The sequence below is a fragment of the Streptomyces sp. NPDC056486 genome (assembly GCF_042795295.1).
In the GTDB taxonomy this organism is placed as follows: Bacteria; Actinomycetota; Actinomycetes; order Streptomycetales; family Streptomycetaceae; genus Streptomyces.
In genome coordinates this window covers 1-16,182 of record NZ_JBHTSF010000184.1, presented here as the reverse complement: position 1 = coordinate 16,182, position 16,182 = coordinate 1, and the positions used below count along the sequence as shown (strand labels likewise).

At 69.1% G+C, this 16,182-nt stretch carries 16 protein-coding genes; 8 read left to right on the top strand and 8 right to left on the bottom strand.

All coding sequences use genetic code 11. The features are described from left to right. Nucleotides 1-24 precede the first annotated feature (24 nt). The 4 genes from ACFQ7F_RS39935 to ACFQ7F_RS39920 all read right to left on the bottom strand — a co-directional run bounded on the left by ACFQ7F_RS39935 (nt 25) and on the right by ACFQ7F_RS39920 (nt 3,901). Nucleotides 25-1,518, bottom strand: coding sequence for a GntP family permease (locus ACFQ7F_RS39935; RefSeq protein WP_383282353.1), 1,494 nt, complete (start codon nt 1,516-1,518; stop codon nt 25-27). A gap of 151 nt (nt 1,519-1,669) precedes the next feature. Next, nucleotides 1,670-2,083, bottom strand: a complete 414-nt coding sequence (locus ACFQ7F_RS39930; protein WP_383282350.1) for a RidA family protein — start codon at nt 2,081-2,083, stop codon at nt 1,670-1,672. Between the two features lie 7 nt (nt 2,084-2,090). Then, a complete protein-coding gene (locus ACFQ7F_RS39925; protein ID WP_383282347.1) occupies nt 2,091-2,849 on the bottom strand; it encodes an IclR family transcriptional regulator in 759 nt (252 codons plus the stop codon). Then, nucleotides 2,846-3,901, bottom strand: a complete 1,056-nt coding sequence (locus ACFQ7F_RS39920) for a sugar kinase (protein ID WP_383282344.1) — start codon at nt 3,899-3,901, stop codon at nt 2,846-2,848. Before ACFQ7F_RS39920 ends, ACFQ7F_RS39925 begins: the two co-directional genes overlap by 4 nt. Nucleotides 3,902-4,029: 128 nt before the next feature. Between ACFQ7F_RS39920 and ACFQ7F_RS39915 the strand changes: the two genes are divergently transcribed. Together ACFQ7F_RS39915 and ACFQ7F_RS39910 are read left to right on the top strand one after the other, a co-directional pair. Next, a complete protein-coding gene (locus ACFQ7F_RS39915; protein WP_383282341.1) occupies nt 4,030-5,337 on the top strand; it encodes an amino acid deaminase in 1,308 nt (435 codons plus the stop codon). 308 nt (nt 5,338-5,645) lie between these two features. Beyond that, complete coding sequence (locus ACFQ7F_RS39910; RefSeq protein ID WP_383282338.1) at nt 5,646-7,253, top strand: amidohydrolase family protein; 1,608 nt, start codon at nt 5,646-5,648, stop codon at nt 7,251-7,253. A 10-nt stretch (nt 7,254-7,263) separates the two neighbouring features. On the opposite strand, the gene ACFQ7F_RS39905 is transcribed toward ACFQ7F_RS39910, so the two are convergent. Then, nucleotides 7,264-8,115 carry a serine protease gene (locus ACFQ7F_RS39905; RefSeq protein ID WP_383282335.1) on the bottom strand — a complete coding sequence of 284 codons (852 nt, stop codon included), beginning with the start codon at nt 8,113-8,115 and terminating at the stop codon, nt 7,264-7,266. A 791-nt stretch (nt 8,116-8,906) separates the two neighbouring features. Beyond that, nucleotides 8,907-9,905: an alpha/beta hydrolase gene (locus tag ACFQ7F_RS39900; RefSeq protein WP_383282332.1), complete on the bottom strand. Its 999-nt coding sequence runs from the start codon at nt 9,903-9,905 to the stop codon at nt 8,907-8,909. Nucleotides 9,906-9,974: 69 nt separating this feature from the next. Here ACFQ7F_RS39900 and ACFQ7F_RS39895 point away from each other — a divergent pair, with 69 nt between their 5' ends. After that, nucleotides 9,975-10,553, top strand: a complete 579-nt coding sequence (locus ACFQ7F_RS39895; protein ID WP_383282329.1) for a PadR family transcriptional regulator — start codon at nt 9,975-9,977, stop codon at nt 10,551-10,553. 110 nt (nt 10,554-10,663) lie between these two features. On the opposite strand, the gene ACFQ7F_RS39890 is transcribed toward ACFQ7F_RS39895, so the two are convergent. Beyond that, entirely contained in the window at nt 10,664-11,122 is a 459-nt protein-coding gene (locus tag ACFQ7F_RS39890) for an ATP-binding protein (RefSeq protein WP_383282326.1), read from the bottom strand. Between the two features lie 95 nt (nt 11,123-11,217). Between ACFQ7F_RS39890 and ACFQ7F_RS39885 the strand changes: the two genes are divergently transcribed. The 3 genes from ACFQ7F_RS39885 (at nt 11,218) to ACFQ7F_RS39875 (ending at nt 13,337) form a co-directional block, all read left to right on the top strand. Continuing rightward, nucleotides 11,218-12,033 (top strand): helix-turn-helix domain-containing protein, encoded by an 816-nt coding sequence (locus ACFQ7F_RS39885; RefSeq protein ID WP_383282323.1) that lies wholly within the window; start codon nt 11,218-11,220, stop codon nt 12,031-12,033. After that, nucleotides 12,030-12,293, top strand: coding sequence for a DUF397 domain-containing protein (locus ACFQ7F_RS39880; RefSeq protein WP_383282320.1), 264 nt, complete (start codon nt 12,030-12,032; stop codon nt 12,291-12,293). Before ACFQ7F_RS39885 ends, ACFQ7F_RS39880 begins: the two co-directional genes overlap by 4 nt. Nucleotides 12,294-12,485: 192 nt before the next feature. Then, nucleotides 12,486-13,337 carry a hypothetical protein gene (locus ACFQ7F_RS39875; RefSeq protein WP_383282317.1) on the top strand — a complete coding sequence of 284 codons (852 nt, stop codon included), beginning with the start codon at nt 12,486-12,488 and terminating at the stop codon, nt 13,335-13,337. On the opposite strand, the gene ACFQ7F_RS39870 is transcribed toward ACFQ7F_RS39875, so the two are convergent. Next, nucleotides 13,327-14,223 (bottom strand): serine protease, encoded by an 897-nt coding sequence (locus ACFQ7F_RS39870; RefSeq protein WP_383282314.1) that lies wholly within the window; start codon nt 14,221-14,223, stop codon nt 13,327-13,329. The two genes, ACFQ7F_RS39875 and ACFQ7F_RS39870, sit on opposite strands and share 11 nt — an antisense overlap. Nucleotides 14,224-14,469: 246 nt before the next feature. Between ACFQ7F_RS39870 and ACFQ7F_RS39865 the strand changes: the two genes are divergently transcribed. Then, a complete protein-coding gene (locus tag ACFQ7F_RS39865) occupies nt 14,470-15,681 on the top strand; it encodes a pyridoxal phosphate-dependent aminotransferase (RefSeq protein WP_383282311.1) in 1,212 nt (403 codons plus the stop codon). An 85-nt stretch (nt 15,682-15,766) separates the two neighbouring features. Further along, complete coding sequence (locus tag ACFQ7F_RS39860) at nt 15,767-16,177, top strand: hypothetical protein (RefSeq protein ID WP_383282308.1); 411 nt, start codon at nt 15,767-15,769, stop codon at nt 16,175-16,177. The last annotated feature ends 5 nt before the right edge of the window (nt 16,178-16,182 follow it).

Genomic DNA, 16,182 nt, shown 5'->3' with positions numbered 1-16,182 from the left:
GTACTAGATCGACGTACGAACGCGCTAGACGAACAGACTCACCACTGCCGCCACCGCGAACCCGGCGATGGAGAGCACCGACTCAAGGACGGTCCACGTCTTGAGGGTGTCCCGCTCCGAGATGCCGAAGTACTTCGCCACCATCCAGAAGCCGCCGTCGTTCACGTGCGAGGCGAAGATCGAGCCCGCCGAGATCGCCATGATGACCAGGGCGACGAACGCCTGCGAGTGGTCGCCCTCGGAGAGGAGCGGGGCCACGATGCCCGCCGTCGTCACGATCGCGACCGTCGCCGAGCCCTGGGCGACGCGGAGGACCAGGGAGAGCAGGTAGGCGAGGACGATGATGGGCAGGCCCACGTCCTGGAAGGTGTCCGAGAGGGCCGTGGCCACGCCGCTCGCCTTGAGGACCGCGCCGAAGATGCCGCCGGCGCCGACCACGAGCAGGATGTTGCCGACCGGCTTGAGGGACGAGGTCGAGACCGTCTCCAGGGACTTGCGCGACCAGCCGCGCCGGATGCCGAGCAGGTAGTACGCCATCAGCAGGGCGATCGTCAGGGCGACGAAGGGGCTGCCGAAGAACTCGATGACGCTGCGCAGGGTCGAGGGGTCGAAGGCGATGGAGGAGAAGGTCGCGAGGAGGATCAGGAACAGCGGCGTTCCGATGATCGCGAACACGATGCCGAGCGGCACCGGCTTCTCGCTCGGCTGCACGCCCGCGGCGCGCTGCTCGGCGACGACCGCCGCCTTCGCCTCGTCGGCAGCCTCGACCATGTCCTGCGGGACGGGCACGAAGATGCGCTTGCCGATCCACGCGGAGTAGACCCAGGCCGCGATGACGGCCGGGATGCCGCAGACGATGCCCATCAGGATGACCCAGCCGAGGTCCACCTTGAGCAGACCGGCCGCCGCCACCGGACCGGGGTGCGGGGGCAGGAACGCGTGGGTCATCGAGAGACCCGCGAGCAGGGGCAGGCAGTAGATCAGGATCGACTTGCCGCTGCGCTTGGCGGCGGCGTACACGATCGGCGCGAGGACGAAGATGCCGACGTCGAAGAAGACCGGGATACCGAAGATCAGGCCCGTCAGGCCCATCGCGAGGGGCGCCCGCTTCTCACCGAAGAGGCCGAGAAGGCGCGAGGCGAGCACTTCGGCTCCGCCCGACACCTCAAGGATCGCGCCGAGCATCGTGCCGAGGCCGATGATGATCGCCACATGGCCGAGGATGCCGCCCATGCCGGACTCGATGACGGAGACCACGTCGGACTTCTGGACCGTGCCGAAGAGTTCGGTGACGGAGAGACCGGCCGAGAGGCCGACGACTATGGAGACCGCGAGCAGTGCCACGAAGGGCTGCAGCCTGACCTTGATGATCAGGAAGAGCAGAAGCAGGATGCCGAGCGCGGCGACGGTCAGGAGACCTGCCGTGCCGTCGATCAGAGTGAGGATTCCGCCCGTGTGGGGTGGTGTCTCGGCGGGGGCGGCGGCCGCGAGCGCGGCGAAGGGGGAGGACGGGGACATCTTTGACCTCGTAAGTGCATGGGGCTTTCGGGGCAGGGGCAGGGGGGATCACGGCGCGGCGCCCCGAAGGGGGGAGTTGGGGCGCCACGCCGTGAAGACGTACGGCTTACGGGATGCTCAGAGTGGCGGGCGGATCAGCCCAGGACGCGGATCAGCCCAGGACGGCGAGCGCGTCGATCTCGATGAGCAGGCCGGCCGGGAGGCCGACGTAGACCGTGGTGCGGGCGGAGGCGGGGGCCTTGAGGCCCTGCTCCTCGAAGTACTCGTTGTAGATCTTGTTCATCTCGGCGAAGTGGTCCACGTCCGTGAGGTAGACGCGCATCATCATCACGTCGTCCCAGGTCGCGCCGCCCTCTTCGAGGATCGCCTTGACGTTGGCGAAGGTCTGGAGGGTCTGCTCGCGCAGGGTGGGGCCCGCGGGGGTGGGGGCCTTGCCCTCCTCGGCGGGCAGGAAGCCGACCTGACCGGCGACCTGAAGGATGTTGCCCTTCTTCACGCCGTGGGAGAACTTCGCGGGCGGGGTGGTGTGGGTGGCCGGGGTGAGGCCGGTCTTCTCGGTGGTCATGACGTGCTCAGGCTTCCTTGAGGGGTGACTTGCCGGAGTACTCCCGGCTGATGGCATCCGCCGTACGGCGCACCAGCGGGAGCAGCGTGAGGAGTTCGTCGGCGGTGACGACGACATTCGGCGCGGAGACCGACATGGCGGCGACGACCCGGCCGTCCGCACCGCGGATGGGGGCCCCGATGCAGTTGATGGACTCCTCGTGACCACCGAGGTCGGTGGCCCATCCCTGTTCGCGTACGGCGCTGAGTTCCTTGAGGAACGCGGCGGCGTTGGGCGTCGAACGGGACGTGTACGTGGGGTAGTCGAGCTTCTCCGCGATGGCGCGGCGCTCGGCCTCGGGAAAGTCGGAGAGCAGCAGCTTGGCGACGGCGGCGACCGTGATCGCCACCGGCTTCCCGATGCGCGAGTACATCCGCACCGGATAGCGGCTCTCGACCTTGTCGATGTAGAGGACTTCCTGCTCCTCGTAGACCGCGAGGTGGACCGTGTGGCCGCACTTCTCGTTGAGGGCGAGGAGGTGGGGATGCGCGATCTCGCGTACGTCGAGGTTCTCGACGGCTTCCTGGGCGAGCGCGAAGAGGCGGGCACCGAGGCGGTAGCGCTGGTCGGACTGGCGGTAGACCAGGCCGTGTTCGTGGAGTGTGCGAAGCAGCCGCAGGGCGGTGGACTTGTGCACGTCGAGGCGCTCGGCGACCTGGCCGAGGTCGGCGGGGCCCTCGGCGAGCAGCGGCAGGATGGACAGGGCGCGGTCTACGGTCTGACTCATGACGTGAGTACCTCCTGCGCGGCGTCGTCGTCGGCCGCCGTCCAGCCGGGGCCGAGGTGCAGTCTCCCCCAGGCGGACGCGTCGAGGGCCGCGAGGCGGTCGGCGTGGCCCCGGGAAGGGGGTGTGGCGAGGTCGCCGGGGACGGTGAGGGCCGCGGCGGCCATGAGGTGGCCGTGGCGCAGGCGCTGGTCCACGGGGAGCCTCCGCAGGGTCGCGGACAGGAACCCGGCGGCGAAGGCGTCACCGGCGCCGACGGCCGCGACGACGTCTACGCGGGGTGCGGGTTCCTCGTACCGCGTGCCCCCGCTGCCATAGGCGACGGCGCCGTCCGCGCCCCGCTTGACGACGAGGAGCTGCGGCTCGGGCAGGGCGGCGCGGATCGCGTCGGGGCCACCGGTGATGCCCCAGGCTTCGGCGGCCTCGTCCTCGCCGACGAAGACGAGGTCGGCGCCGCGCGCGAGGTCGAGGAGTGCTTCCTCGCCGCCGTCCGGCCACAGGCTCGGGCGGTAGTTGACGTCGAAGGAGACACCGTCCGCCCCCGTCGCTACATCCGTGAGCGCGCGCAGCAGGTCCAGGCAGTCCGCGGAGAGCGCGGCGGTGATGCCGGACAGGTGCAGGAGGCGCCCGGAGCGCAGTGCGGTCTGGTCGAGGTTGGCCGTGGACATCGCGGAGGCCGCGGATCCTGCGCGGTAGTAGAGGACCTCGTGGGCGTCGGTGTCGCGGTCGTCGGCGGTGCGGAAGTAGATGCCGGTGGGGCGGTGCGGGTCACGCCGCACGGCACTGGTGTCCACTCCGTAGCGGGCGATCGCCTCGACGAGGTGGTCGCCGAAGCCGTCGGCGCCGACGCGGCTGACCCAGCGGGTGCGGTGCCCGGCCGCGGCGAGCGCGCAGGCGACGTTCGACTCGGCGCCGCCGATTCCGCGATCGAAGGAGGGTACGTCGGCGAGGCGGCCCGCGCGGGAGGGCAGGAACGTGACCATGGACTCGCCGAGCGCGACGACGTCCACTGCTGCTCGGACGTCCACTGCTGCTTGCGCGGCCTCTGCGGTCACGATCTTCCTGCCCCTCAACCGACTGCCCGGATCCGTTGACCCGGCGTTGGCTCGGATGTTAGACAGCAGTAAGCGACATACGCAATGACCGTTGCGCATTATGCAACGCACCTTTTCGAGGAGGCGCCATGGCCGCCGACAGCGCAGCCGACCGCACCGACGGACGTCTGGCCCAGGAGCTCGACCGGCTCACGCGAGAGCGGGTCGACCACCGCTTCAAGGGTCTCCCGCCGGACGCGGAGGGGCTGACCGTCGGCGAGCTCGCGGCCCAGCGCCGGAACCTCTTCACGGACGGCTTCACCACCCCCGTCCTCGCCCTCTCCGCCGAGCGCCTCGAACACAACCTCGCGCTGATGGAGACGTACTCCGAACGGCACGGCCTCGCCTTCGCCCCGCACGGCAAGACGTCCATGGCGCCGCAGCTCTTCGCGCGTCAGCTGGAGCGCGGCGCGTGGGGCATCACCCTCGCCGTGCCGCACCAGGTGCGGGTCGCGCGGGCCTTCGGCGTGGAGCGGATCTTCCTCGCCAATGAGCTGGTGGACGCGGCGGCGCTGCGCTGGATCGCGTCCGAGCTGGACGCGGATCCGTCCTTCCGCTTCATTTGCTACGTCGACTCCGTACCCGGTGTCGCCCTGATGGACGCCGCTCTGCGCGCGGCGGGCGCGACGCGTCCCGTCGACGTCGTGGTGGAGCTCGGCGCGGGCGACGGGGCGCGCACCGGTGTGCGTACCGAGGACGAGTGCGTCGAGATCGCCAACGCGGTCGCGGCGGCGGACACGCTGCGGCTTGTGGGCCTCGCCGGGTACGAGGGCGAGGTGCCGGACGCGACGCCCGAGCGGGTCGAGGCGTGGCTGCGCCGGCTGACCTCGCTCCTTGTGGAGTTCGACAAGGCGAACCGGTTCGCGGATCTGGACGAGGTCGTCGTCAGCGCGGGCGGCAGCGCGTGGTTCGACGCCGTGGCCAATGTCTTCGCCGAGATTCCCGAACTGTCGCTTCCCGTACTGAAGTTGCTCCGCTCCGGGGCGTACGTATCGCACGACGACGGTCACTACCGTCACCTGACGCCGTTCAACCGGGTCCCGGACGAGGGCGCGCTGCACCCCGCCTTCCGTCTCTGGACGCAGGTGGTGTCCCGGCCCACGTCGGAGCAGGCGTTCACGAACGCGGGGAAGCGGGACGCTGCGTACGACATCGACCTGCCCGAGGCGCAGGTCGTCCACCGGGACGGCGTTGACCGGCCCGCGACGGGGGTCACGGTGACGGGGCTCTCCGACCAGCACGGGTGGGTCCGGACGACCCCGGAGGCGGATCTTGCCGTGGGTGACTGGGTGGGGCTTGGCCTCTCGCACCCCTGCACGTCGTTCGACAAGTGGCAGCTGATTCCCCTGGTCGAGGGCGACGGAACGGTCGTGGATTACATCCGGACGTACTTCTAGCGTCCCGGCGGGCGGGACTCTCCCGCCCACCCGCCCGAGCACCCCGCGATACAGGGTGGGCGAACAGACCAAAGACCGCCGCTTCGCGGCGGGTGTCTCCCGCCCACCCGCCCGAGCACCCCGCATCACACGGTGGGCGAACGGGCCCCGAGGGACAGTCGCCGACGGCGGGTCACCCCCACCGAGGCCACCCGCACCCGGCGACGAGAGCCGCACGGGTGGTGCGGGTGGGAGCCACAACCCGGCCGGAGGCCGGGTGCACCACAACGCAGCGCGCAGCCAAGCGACAGACATAGAGAGGCACCCCCATGGACCTGGTGATCCGGGACGCACGCGTCATAGACGGCACCGGAGGTGCCTCGTACCGAGCCGACGTCGGCGTACACGAGGGCAGGATCGCGACGATCCACCGGGAGGGGGAGGCAGGCGCGGGCCCCCGTCCCACAGGGGCCCGAACGGTAGAGGCCCACGGCCTAGCCCTCGCCCCCGGTTTCATCGACATGCACGCCCACAGCGACCTCGCCCTCCTCCGCGACCCGGACCACAGCGCGAAGGCCGCCCAGGGCGTGACCCTGGAGGTCATCGGCCAGGACGGGCTGAGCTACGCCCCCGTCGACGACCGCACCCTGGCCCAGGTCCGCCAGGCCATCACCGGCTGGAACGGCGACGGCAGCGACATCGACTTCGACTGGCGCACGGTCGGCGAGTACCTGGACCGCCTGGACAGGCAGGGCATCGCCGTCAACGCGGCCTACCTCATCCCCCAGGGCACCGTCCGGATGTACGCCGTGGGCTGGGACGACCGCCCGGCGACCCCCGCCGAGGTCGACCGCATGAAGCAGCTCGTCGCGGAGGGAATGGAGCAGGGCGCCGTCGGCATGTCCTCCGGGCTCACCTACACCCCCGGCATGTACGCCGCCGACGCCGAACTCACCGAGCTCTGCAAGGTGGTGGCCCAGTTCAACGGCTACTACTGTCCCCACCACCGCAGTTACGGCGCCGGCGCCCTCCAGGCGTACGAGGAGATGGTCGACCTCACGCGCACCGCGAACTGCCCCCTCCACCTCGCCCACGCCACCATGAACTTCGGCGTGAACAAGGGCAAGGCGCCCGACCTGCTCGCCCTCCTCGACTCCGCGCTCGCGAACGGCGCGGACATCACCCTCGACACGTACCCCTACACCCCCGGCAGCACGACCCTCGTCGCCATGCTGCCGAGCTGGGCGAGCGAAGGCGGGCCCGACTCGATCTTCGCCCGGCTCCAGGACGACGCGACCGCCGAGAAGATCCGCCACCACATGGAGGTCATCGGCGCCGACGGCTGTCACGGCGTACCGATCGAGTGGGACAGGATCGAGATCTCCGGGGTCTCGAACCCCGACCTCACCCCCTTCGTGGGCAAGACCGTCGCCGAGTCCGCAGCGCAGCGCGGCGAGGAGCCTTGGGTCACCGCCCGCCGAATCCTCATCGACGACAAGCTCGGCTCGACGATCCTCCAGCACGTCGGCCACGAGGACAACGTCCAGGCGATCATGCAGCACCCCGTGCACACGGGCGGCAGCGACGGCATCCTTCAGGGCCTCAAGCCGCACCCGCGCGCGTACGGCACGTTCCCGCAGTACCTCGGCCGCTACGTACGCGAACTCGGTGTCCTCACCCTCGAAGAGTGCGTCGCCCACCTCACCGGGCGCCCCGCCGCCCGCCTGCGCCTCGCCGACCGGGGCACCGTCCGCGAGGGCTACCGCGCCGACCTGGTCCTCTTCGATCCGGAGACGGTTGCGGCCGGTTCCACCTTCGACGCCCCCCGCACACTCCCGACCGGCATCCCGCACGTCCTGATCGACGGCAAGTTCGTGATGGAGGACGGGCGGCGCACAGACGTCCTCGCGGGACGCTCCGTGCGCCGTACTCCCTGAAGCGAGCGCGTTACCTAACGGACCCACTGGCCTCGGCCGGTCGCGGCAGCTTGCAGCCCTTCCGGCCGAGGTCGATCTTGCTGTCGTGCCCGACGCACGGCACGATCCCGTACGTCTCCTGCGCGTAGTTGATGCCCTTGCGGACCGTCACGTTGCCGTGCCGGTCGACCTCACAGGGGTTGTCGAGGGTGCAGCTCTCGCCCGCCTCGTTCCCCGTGTTGTTGACGGCGGTGACCTTGCCGGTCTTGTGGTCGATCACCGGTGATCCTGACGTGCCGCCGATGGTCAGGCACTCGGGGGTGTAGCGGACCGAGTCCTTCCAGGTCCACTCGCCTTCCTTGAGCCGGTACACGAACCCGTCGATCTTGCAGGTGTACGTCTTCTTCCAGTACCCGGAGACGACCGTGATGTCCCGCCCCTTGACCGGGTGGGCGGCGTCGATCTCCAGCGCCTTGATGCCGTACTTCTTCTTGATGTCGCCGTAGCTGGTGGTGAGTTGGTACAGCGAGATGTCGGTGTCGGTCATCGTCGCGTACGAGACCTTGCTCGCCTTGAGCGTGGCCTTCTCCGCGCCCGTGGCGTCGAGCAGCTTGAAGGTGCGGGTGGACGGCTGGTCGACGATGACCTCGCCCGCCGTCGGGAATCCGCTCTCCAGACAGTGGCCGTTGGAGAGGACGAGCGCGGGGTCGTCCGCCTTCGACTGAGGCATGCGTACGACGGAGCCGGAGCAGTTGCTGAGCGCGACGGTCCCTGCGAAGTCGACGCCTTTCGTCGCGGCCTCCCCTGCCGCTTGCGCCGACGGCGCGGAGCCGAACCCTACGAGGGTGAGAGCGAGTAACCCGCCCGCGAGAGCCTTCTTCATATGTGGAGCCCCCCTTGCAGCTGTCTGTAGCTGTGCCCTGTGTGATTGTCATGGGCATTCTTCGGCGGCCCCGCACACACGGACAAGGGGCAGGAACCCTTGCATTTCGCTGCCCGCTCGCTGCCTGCGCGAGAGCTGCCATTGATTGGCGTGGTTGTTGTGGGTGGGTGGCTGAGCGAGCCTCCATCCCGTGTGGGCGTGCTCGGGTCGGTGGGGGCTCGCTTTCGTCGGCTGATCCACGTACGGGCCCCGATTGAGCAATCCCTCTCCACGACACACAACCAAGGGCCAAGGGCCAAGGGCCCGTACCGCCCCTCCAGCCGCGACCCCCGCCAGGTGTGCCGAAAGGCGGCAGCAACAGGGGCGGGTGGGGCGCGGGTGGGACCTCATGGGGGCCATTGCAAGAAAGTCCCACTCCCTCCCCGCATAACCCCAGCTCACCGCCGAAGCCGGTGGGACTTTTCTGCAATAGACGCTCATCGACGCCGGAAGGCGGTCGGGGGGCGGCGAGCGGTGGCCTCGTTACCGCCCCCGCCCCCGCCGTTGCTGTTGCTGCGTCTTTGTCTGTTGGCCGCCGGGCTTCGGGGTGGCCGCTGTCACTGCCCTGGGGGTCGGCCCCGCCCCGTCGTGTAAATCCCGGTGTCCAACCCGTGGCCACGTCCGAAGATCAGGCGGCGAAAGCCAGCCCCCACCGGCCCGAGTGGACCCACACGGGATGGAGGCTCGCTCAGCCACCCGCCCACAGAAACCACGCTAATCAATATCCACGCAGTTACCACGTCGTCGCCGGCTCAGGTGAGGGCCGCTTTGAGGGCATTGAGCCAGTGCCGGGTGGTCTGCTGGGTGAGCATGCTGTGCGGGGCAGTGAACTCGAACATGTGCCAGGCGCCGGGGACGTCCTTGGTTTCGACAGGGACGTCGGCTTCGGTGAGGCGGCGGGCATAGGCGAGACCCTCATCGCGCAGGGGGTCCAGGCCGCAGGTGAGGACATAGGCCGGGGGAAGCCCGGCGAACGATGCGGCGCGGGCGGGTGCCGCGCAGGCGGGTGTGGGGCCGGTGCGGTCCGGGCCGAGGTAGGCGTCCCACATGTCGGCGATCCCCCGGTTGTTGACGAGGCGAGGGTCGGTGATCCGCTCCCGGGATGCGGTGGGGCGGTCGTCGGTGACGGGGACCACGAGGCTCTGGAAGGCGATTGCGGGCCCCTGCCGGTCGCGGGCCAGGAGCGTCACCGCAGCGGCGAGGCAGGCCCCGGCCGAAGCCCCGGCCACGGCGATCCGCCCGGGGGCAACGCCGAGTTCACCGGCGTGCTCCGCCAGCCAGCACAGGGCGGCGTAGCAGTCCTCGACCCCGGCGGGATAGGGGTGCTCGGGCGCCAGGCGGTAGTGGACGTTGACCACGACGGCGGGGAGGTGGGTGCTGATGTCGAGGGCCTGGGAGCCGGGGCCGCCCAGCTCGCCCAGGGCGAAGTAGCCGCCGTGGAGGTAGAGCACGGCGGGCAGCGGGGCGTCGTTGCCCGTGGTGGGCCGGATCACCTGGATGCCGATCAGGTTTCCGTCCGGGCCGTCGATGGTGGTGTGCGTGATGCGCAGCCGGTCGTCGGTCTTGTCCGTGAGCGGGGCCAACAGGGTGCGGAAGTCTTCGCGGGCGCGCGCGATGTCGGCGAAGGGGCTGGGCTGCTCCGGCATGGAGGCCAGGATCGCGGCCAGCTCCGGGTGGACGGGCCCCACGTCGGCCGGGTGATCCTCGGGAACGGGAACGGGAACGGTGTGGAAGGGCACCTGGATCTCCATCGTCTCATTGATACGGTCAGACCCTCCCGACGGTATGATCTCAATGAGACGGTGTCAAAGAGAGGATTGATGGTGGGAAAGCTGACGCTCTCGGCCTACGCGGTACTGGGCCTGCTGGCCCGGCACGGCCCGATGACCTCGTACGACCTCAAGGCCCGAGTGGAGGAGAGCATCGGGTTCTTCTGGCCCATCCCCCACGCCCAGCTCTACCGGGACCCGGCCAGGCTGACGGAGCTCGGGCTGTTGACCGAGGAGGCCGAAGAAGGCGGCCGGCGCCGCAAGCTGTTCCACCTCACCGCCGAAGGACACGAGGCACTCGACGACTGGATCACCGATCCCGACGTCCCCCCGGCGGAGACACGCGACCCCGCCCAGCTGAAGCTCTTCTTCGCCGACCTGCTCGCCCCGGCAGCCACCACCGGGCTCGCCGCCGCCCAGGCCGCCCGTCACCAGCATCTCCTCAGCACCTACCAGGAGCGGCTGGCCCAACTCGACCCCGAGGACCCCGCCAGTCGAGCACGCGCCCGACTACTCACTTTCGGCATGCGCCACGAAGAAGCCCACTTCGAGTTCTGGCAGGCCATCACAGCAGATCCGAACACGCCTCCCCAGGCGCACGAAGGGCACGGCGTTCAGACCGGCCGATGACCGGCCGCTGCCAGGTGAGGCGCACGTCCGAGTCGAGGGCGGCCGCAAGCAGCCGTCGTAGAGTCCAGCGGCTGTGCCACCCGACCATCACGCCTTCCTCGCCGTACAGGTCACTCATGCGATGAACAGCTCGGATACGCGGGATACGTCACGCACGGCAGCCCGAGCTCGAACCACGTCGTCTTGCCGATCCCGTACGGCCGTGGGTCCGCGCCCCACGCGTCGGCCAGCAGCTCCACCAGCGCCAACCCGCGCCCCGACTCGTCGTCCGGGCCCGCCTCCCTCGGGCGCGGCAGCACATCACTCGCGTCCGCCACCTCCACCCGCAGGACACCCCCGTCCAACACGCACCGCGCCCCGACCTCCCGCCCCACCGGAACCCGCCCGTGCCGTACCGCATTGGTCATCAGCTCGCTGAGCAGCAGTACCGCCGTCTCCGCAAGGTCGTCCGGGACTTTCCACGCCCGCGCCTGCTCGGCGAGCAGCGAGCGCGACCGGCCGACACTTCGCGGACAGCGCGGCAGCCGCCACTCGATTTCCCTCGGGAGGGGGGAAGTTGTGCGTTCCATGGCTCATACGCTGCCGGGCCGGGCATAGCCTTCTGGAGTATCGACACGGGTACAGTCCGTAGCCGTACCCGCCGTGCACCGGAGGAGCGGGCGCCATGACCGAGGTGAACTCCCAGCCGCCGATGGCCTGGCGCTACTGCGGCAATCAGGTAAAGCGATGGCGGGAACAGGCGGGAACCACCCGCGAAGAGCTGTGCAAAGAGACCGGCTATCACTACGAGTACGTGAAGTCGATGGAAAACGGCCGCCGCAAGCCGACGCTCCGTCTGCTCCAGATCGCTGACGAGATGTGCGATGCGCATGGGCTGTTGCTGTCGGCACAGGACTATCTGAAGCCGGAGCCGTTTCCGGCAAGGTCGCAGGAGTTCATGCAGATCGAGGCTGAGGCCATCTCCCTGCTCTGGTACGAACCGCTATTGATTCCGGGTCTGCTGCAGACAGAGGAGTACGCACGGACGCTGATCAGCGAGAGCTGCCCGCCGCTGGACGACGAGACCGTTGAGGAGCGCGTGGGAGCCCGACTGCGCAGACAGGAGGCGTTGCGGGCGCGACCGTCCGTGGTGTTCAACTTCGTTGTATACGAGGCTGCCCTGCGCACCATGGTTGGCGGCCGGGAGGCCACGAAGCGCCAGCTTCAACACATCTTGGAGGCAAGCCAGTTGCGCAACGTATCGGTCCAGGTACTACCGATGGGCAGGTGCAGCGGTCTCGCCCTCACCGGGTCAGTGGTGCTGCTGGAGACCCCCGAACACGAGCACTACGCCTATAGCGAGGTGCAGACAACGAGTGCCCTGTACGCCGACACCGCCAAGGTCAGTGAGCTCACACAACGCCATGGCATGATCCGCCTGCATGCCCTCAGTGTTGAGGAGTCAGCGGATTTCATCAGGAAGATGGCGGAGGAGCTATGAGCAAGCAACTTGCCTGGTTCAAGTCCAGCTACAGCGACAGCCAGGGCGGCAACTGCATCGAAGTCGCCCTGGAATGGCACAAGTCCAGCTACAGCGACGACCAGGGCGGTGCCTGCGTAGAGATAGCCACCTGCCCCCACACCATCCACATCCGCGACTCAAAGCTGGGCGACGCAAGTCCCACCTTCGCCGTCCAAGCCACCGCATGGGCCCAGTTCACGGCCGAGCTCCGGGACGCGGGATCCGAGCGCCTTTTCTGAGGAATGGGCGGTGGGTTCAACCCACCCGCCCTCCCAAGTGCCCCGCACGCCCCGAGGGTTGACTTTTCGTGACCGGCTTGCCACGCACCGTTGCGACGCTCTAGCTTTCGCATATCGCATAACGAACGACCCCGGCTGGTGCTACCAACACCAAACCGGGGCCTGACCTACAAGATCCTTACAGGAGATCTCTTGGCTACCGAAGAGCTTAGTCCCGCCCCCTCCACCCCCGCGCACCCCATGGCCAAGCCCGGCTACGGTAAACATTCCGTCCCCGGCCAAGCCCCTTACCGCAAGGGCGACTTCGATCATCTCCCCGTGCGCGAGGCGTATCTCGCCGCGTACATCGATCGGCTGCCCGAAGGTACGGCGATCGACATCAAGACCCTGGCCAGGGAGCAGCCCCTCTACGGTCAGCAGGCCGTGCAGACGGCGCTCAACTCCCTCACCGCCGCCGGTCATTACCGCCGCGTGCGCGTGCCGCTCGGGGACGCGCTGACCCAGTGGGTGTTCCGTACGTACTTCAGCCGCACGGCGCGCGACGCCGACTGGTGGACGCGGTTCCTCAGCGGCGACGTACCGGCGGCAGAGCCGACCGCGCGGGAGGCGCGCTCGGAGGCGTACGACACGCTCGCCCGGCTGGGGGCGGCCGACCACCGGTTGTCGCTCTCGGCGGCCGAGTGCGCCGCCCTCGAAGAGCTGGCCTCGCAGTGGCTGACGCGTGGGAGCACCCCGGAGCGGATGCTGCGCACCCTCGCCGCAGGGCTGCCGGAACAGGTTCACGCCCCCGGCGCGTTCGTCCGCCGCAGGCTGCGTGACAAGCTGCCGCCGCTGGTCGCAGCGCGGCGGCAGACCCTTGTGGAGTGCACGGGCTGCGGCGTTCCCGGCCTCCCCGAAAGGCTGCCCGACGGGCTCTGCAAGGGCTGCCGGGGGCAAGCGCAAGGCGGCGGGACCGGACAACCGAAGTCCGGCCCCGCTGCCACGCTGCTGCCACCCCAGGAGGTACGCCGGAAGGTGGCAGCGCTCAAAGCCCTTACGGCTTAGGGAGTGCGCAGCCCGCGCGGGTCAGGTCGATCTTGTTGCCGGGGGCCACGCACGGGACGATGCCGTACGTCTGCTGGGCGTAGTTGATGCCCTCGCGGACCGTCACCTTGCCGTTCTCGTCGACCTCGCACGGGTTGTTGTCCGTGCACCGCTCGCCGCTCTCGTTGCCGGTGTTGTTGACGGCGACGACCTTGCCGGTCGCGTCATCGACCACCGGAGAGCCCGAGGTGCCGCCGATCGTCTGGCAGGCGGAGGTGTAGCGGACCGAGTCCTTCCAGGTCCAGCTCCCCTCCTTGAGGCGGTACGCGAAGCCGTCGACGCTGCACTTGTACATCTTCTTCCAGTAGCCGGAGACGACGGTGATCGCCTTCCCCTTCTCCGGGTGCGCCGCGTTCAGCTCAAGTGCCTTGATGCCGAACTTGGTCTCGATCTGGCTGTAGGTGCTGGTGAGTTGGTAGAGCGAGACGTCCGTGTCCGTCATCGTCCCGTAGGCGATCTTGCTCGCCTTGACCGTTCCGGCGTTGCCGCCGCTGGAGTTGAGGAGCGTGAAGCTCCGCGACGACGGCTTGTCGACGAGGACCTCACCGGGGCCCGGGAAGCCGCTCTCCAGGCAGTGGCCGTTGGACATCACGAGTGCCGGGTCGCCGGGCTGCGAGTTCGGTACGCGGACGACTGAGCCGGAACAGTTGCTCAGCGCCACCGTCCCCGCGAAGTTGACCGCCTTGGCCTTCACGGGGGCCTTCGCGGGCTTCTGCTTGGTCTGCTGCGTCTGCTGCTGCGTCTGCTCGGCGGGCGTCTGCGCGCCATCGCTGACAGCCGTCGCGGGTGCCGCCGTCGCGCCGATGAGCGCCACGGCGAAGATCGCGCCGACGAGAGGCTTCTTCATGTGGGGGTCCCCTCAGGTGACTATGTGACCGAAGGTGGTTCGGTTTTGTCATGCGCATTGTTGGGGTTGCCGCGTGCGAGGACAAGACCGCATACGGACACAACTGACCGCTGACAGGACAGTCCCGAACGCCACGTCGGATGCCACGTCGGACCCCACGCCGGACCCCACGTCGGACGCCGCCCCTTCCCCTACGTGGCGGAAAACACGAGGCGGGTCTCGTTACGCGGCCGTAAGCTCGCGGACATGCAGGTCATCCAGTCGACGAAGCTCGCCAACGTCTGTTACGAGATCCGGGGCCCGGTGCTCGAGGAGGCGATGCGGCTGGAAGCGGCGGGCCACCGCATCCTCAAGCTCAACACCGGCAATCCCGCGGCCTTCGGGTTCGAGTGCCCGCCCGAGATCCTTGAGGACATCCTCCGCAACGTCGGCGACGCGCACGGCTACGGAGACGCGAAGGGGCTGCTCGCCGCCCGTCGCGCGGTGGTCATGCACAACCAGACCCTGGGCATCGAGACCGACGTCGAGCACGTCTTCATCGGCAACGGCGTCTCCGAGCTCATCGTCATGGCGATGCAGGGGCTGCTCGACGACGGCGACGAGGTCCTCGTACCGGCGCCCGACTATCCGCTGTGGACGGCCGCGGTCTCGCTCTCCGGCGGCACGGCCGTGCACTACCGCTGCGACGAGCAGGCGGACTGGATGCCGGACCTCGCCGACATCGAGCGCAAGGTGACCGACCGCACCAAGGCGCTCGTGATCATCAACCCGAACAACCCGACGGGCGCCGTGTACAGCGAGGACATGCTGCGCGGCCTGACCGACATCGCCCGTCGCCACAATCTCCTGGTCTGCTCGGACGAGATCTACGACAAGATCCTCTACGACGACGCGGTCCACATCCCCACCGCCTCCATCGCCCCCGACCTCCTCACCCTCACCTTCAACGGCATGTCGAAGGCGTACCGGGTGGCCGGTTACCGCGTCGGCTGGGTGGCCATCTCGGGGCCGAAGGCGCACGCGTCCTCGTACATCGAGGGTCTGACGATCCTCGCCAACATGCGCCTGTGCGCGAACATGCCGGGCCAGCACGGCGTGGTCGCCGCGCTCAGCGGGCGGCAGACCATCAACGACCTCGTGCTGCCGGGCGGCCGGCTCGTGGAGCAGCGCGACACCGCGTACGACCTGCTCACCCAGATCCCCGGCGTGAGCTGTGTGAAGCCCAAGGGGTCGCTCTACCTCTTCCCGCGGCTCGACCCGAAGGTCTTCAAGATCAAGGACGACCGCCAGATGGTGCTCGACCTGCTCCGCGCCGAGAAGATCATGGTCGTCCACGGCACCGGCTTCAACTGGCCCGAACCGGATCACTTCCGGGTGGTCACCCTGCCCACCGCGACGGACCTGACCGAGGCCGTCACCCGGATCGGCAACTTCCTGGACGGCTACAGCCAGCCCTAGCCCTTCCCCGGACAGCGACCCGGCTCAACTTTAGACAGAATCTAATGTAGGATGGCTTTCAAGCTACCCGCCAGGAGGCCATTCCATGTACGAGCCGATCCGCACCAAGTCGGTCCATGCCATGGCCGACCCGGGCGACTTCCCGCACCGCTCCCGCGAGGAGGAGCTGGACATCCAGCTCGCCGCGCATCTGGCGGCGCTCCTCGCCGTCACGGACGAGCTGCGCGCCCTCGCGCCCGCCACCGACCTCGATGACGCCGCCGAGCAGCTGTCGTCCGAGGTGGCCCGGTTGCGTGGAGGGCTCCCGCCCGTCCGCTCGGCCGTGGTGACCGCGATCCACGAACCGCACCTCACCGCCCTGCACCAGCGCGCCCACGCCCTCGCGGGCCGCGCCCTGGTGGTGGCCGCGTCCCGCGCCGACACCGCGGCGGCGATCCTCGCCGCCCGGCGCATGGACGCCCACGCAGGCGCCGCCCACCTCGTCGGCGCCCACTGACGGCC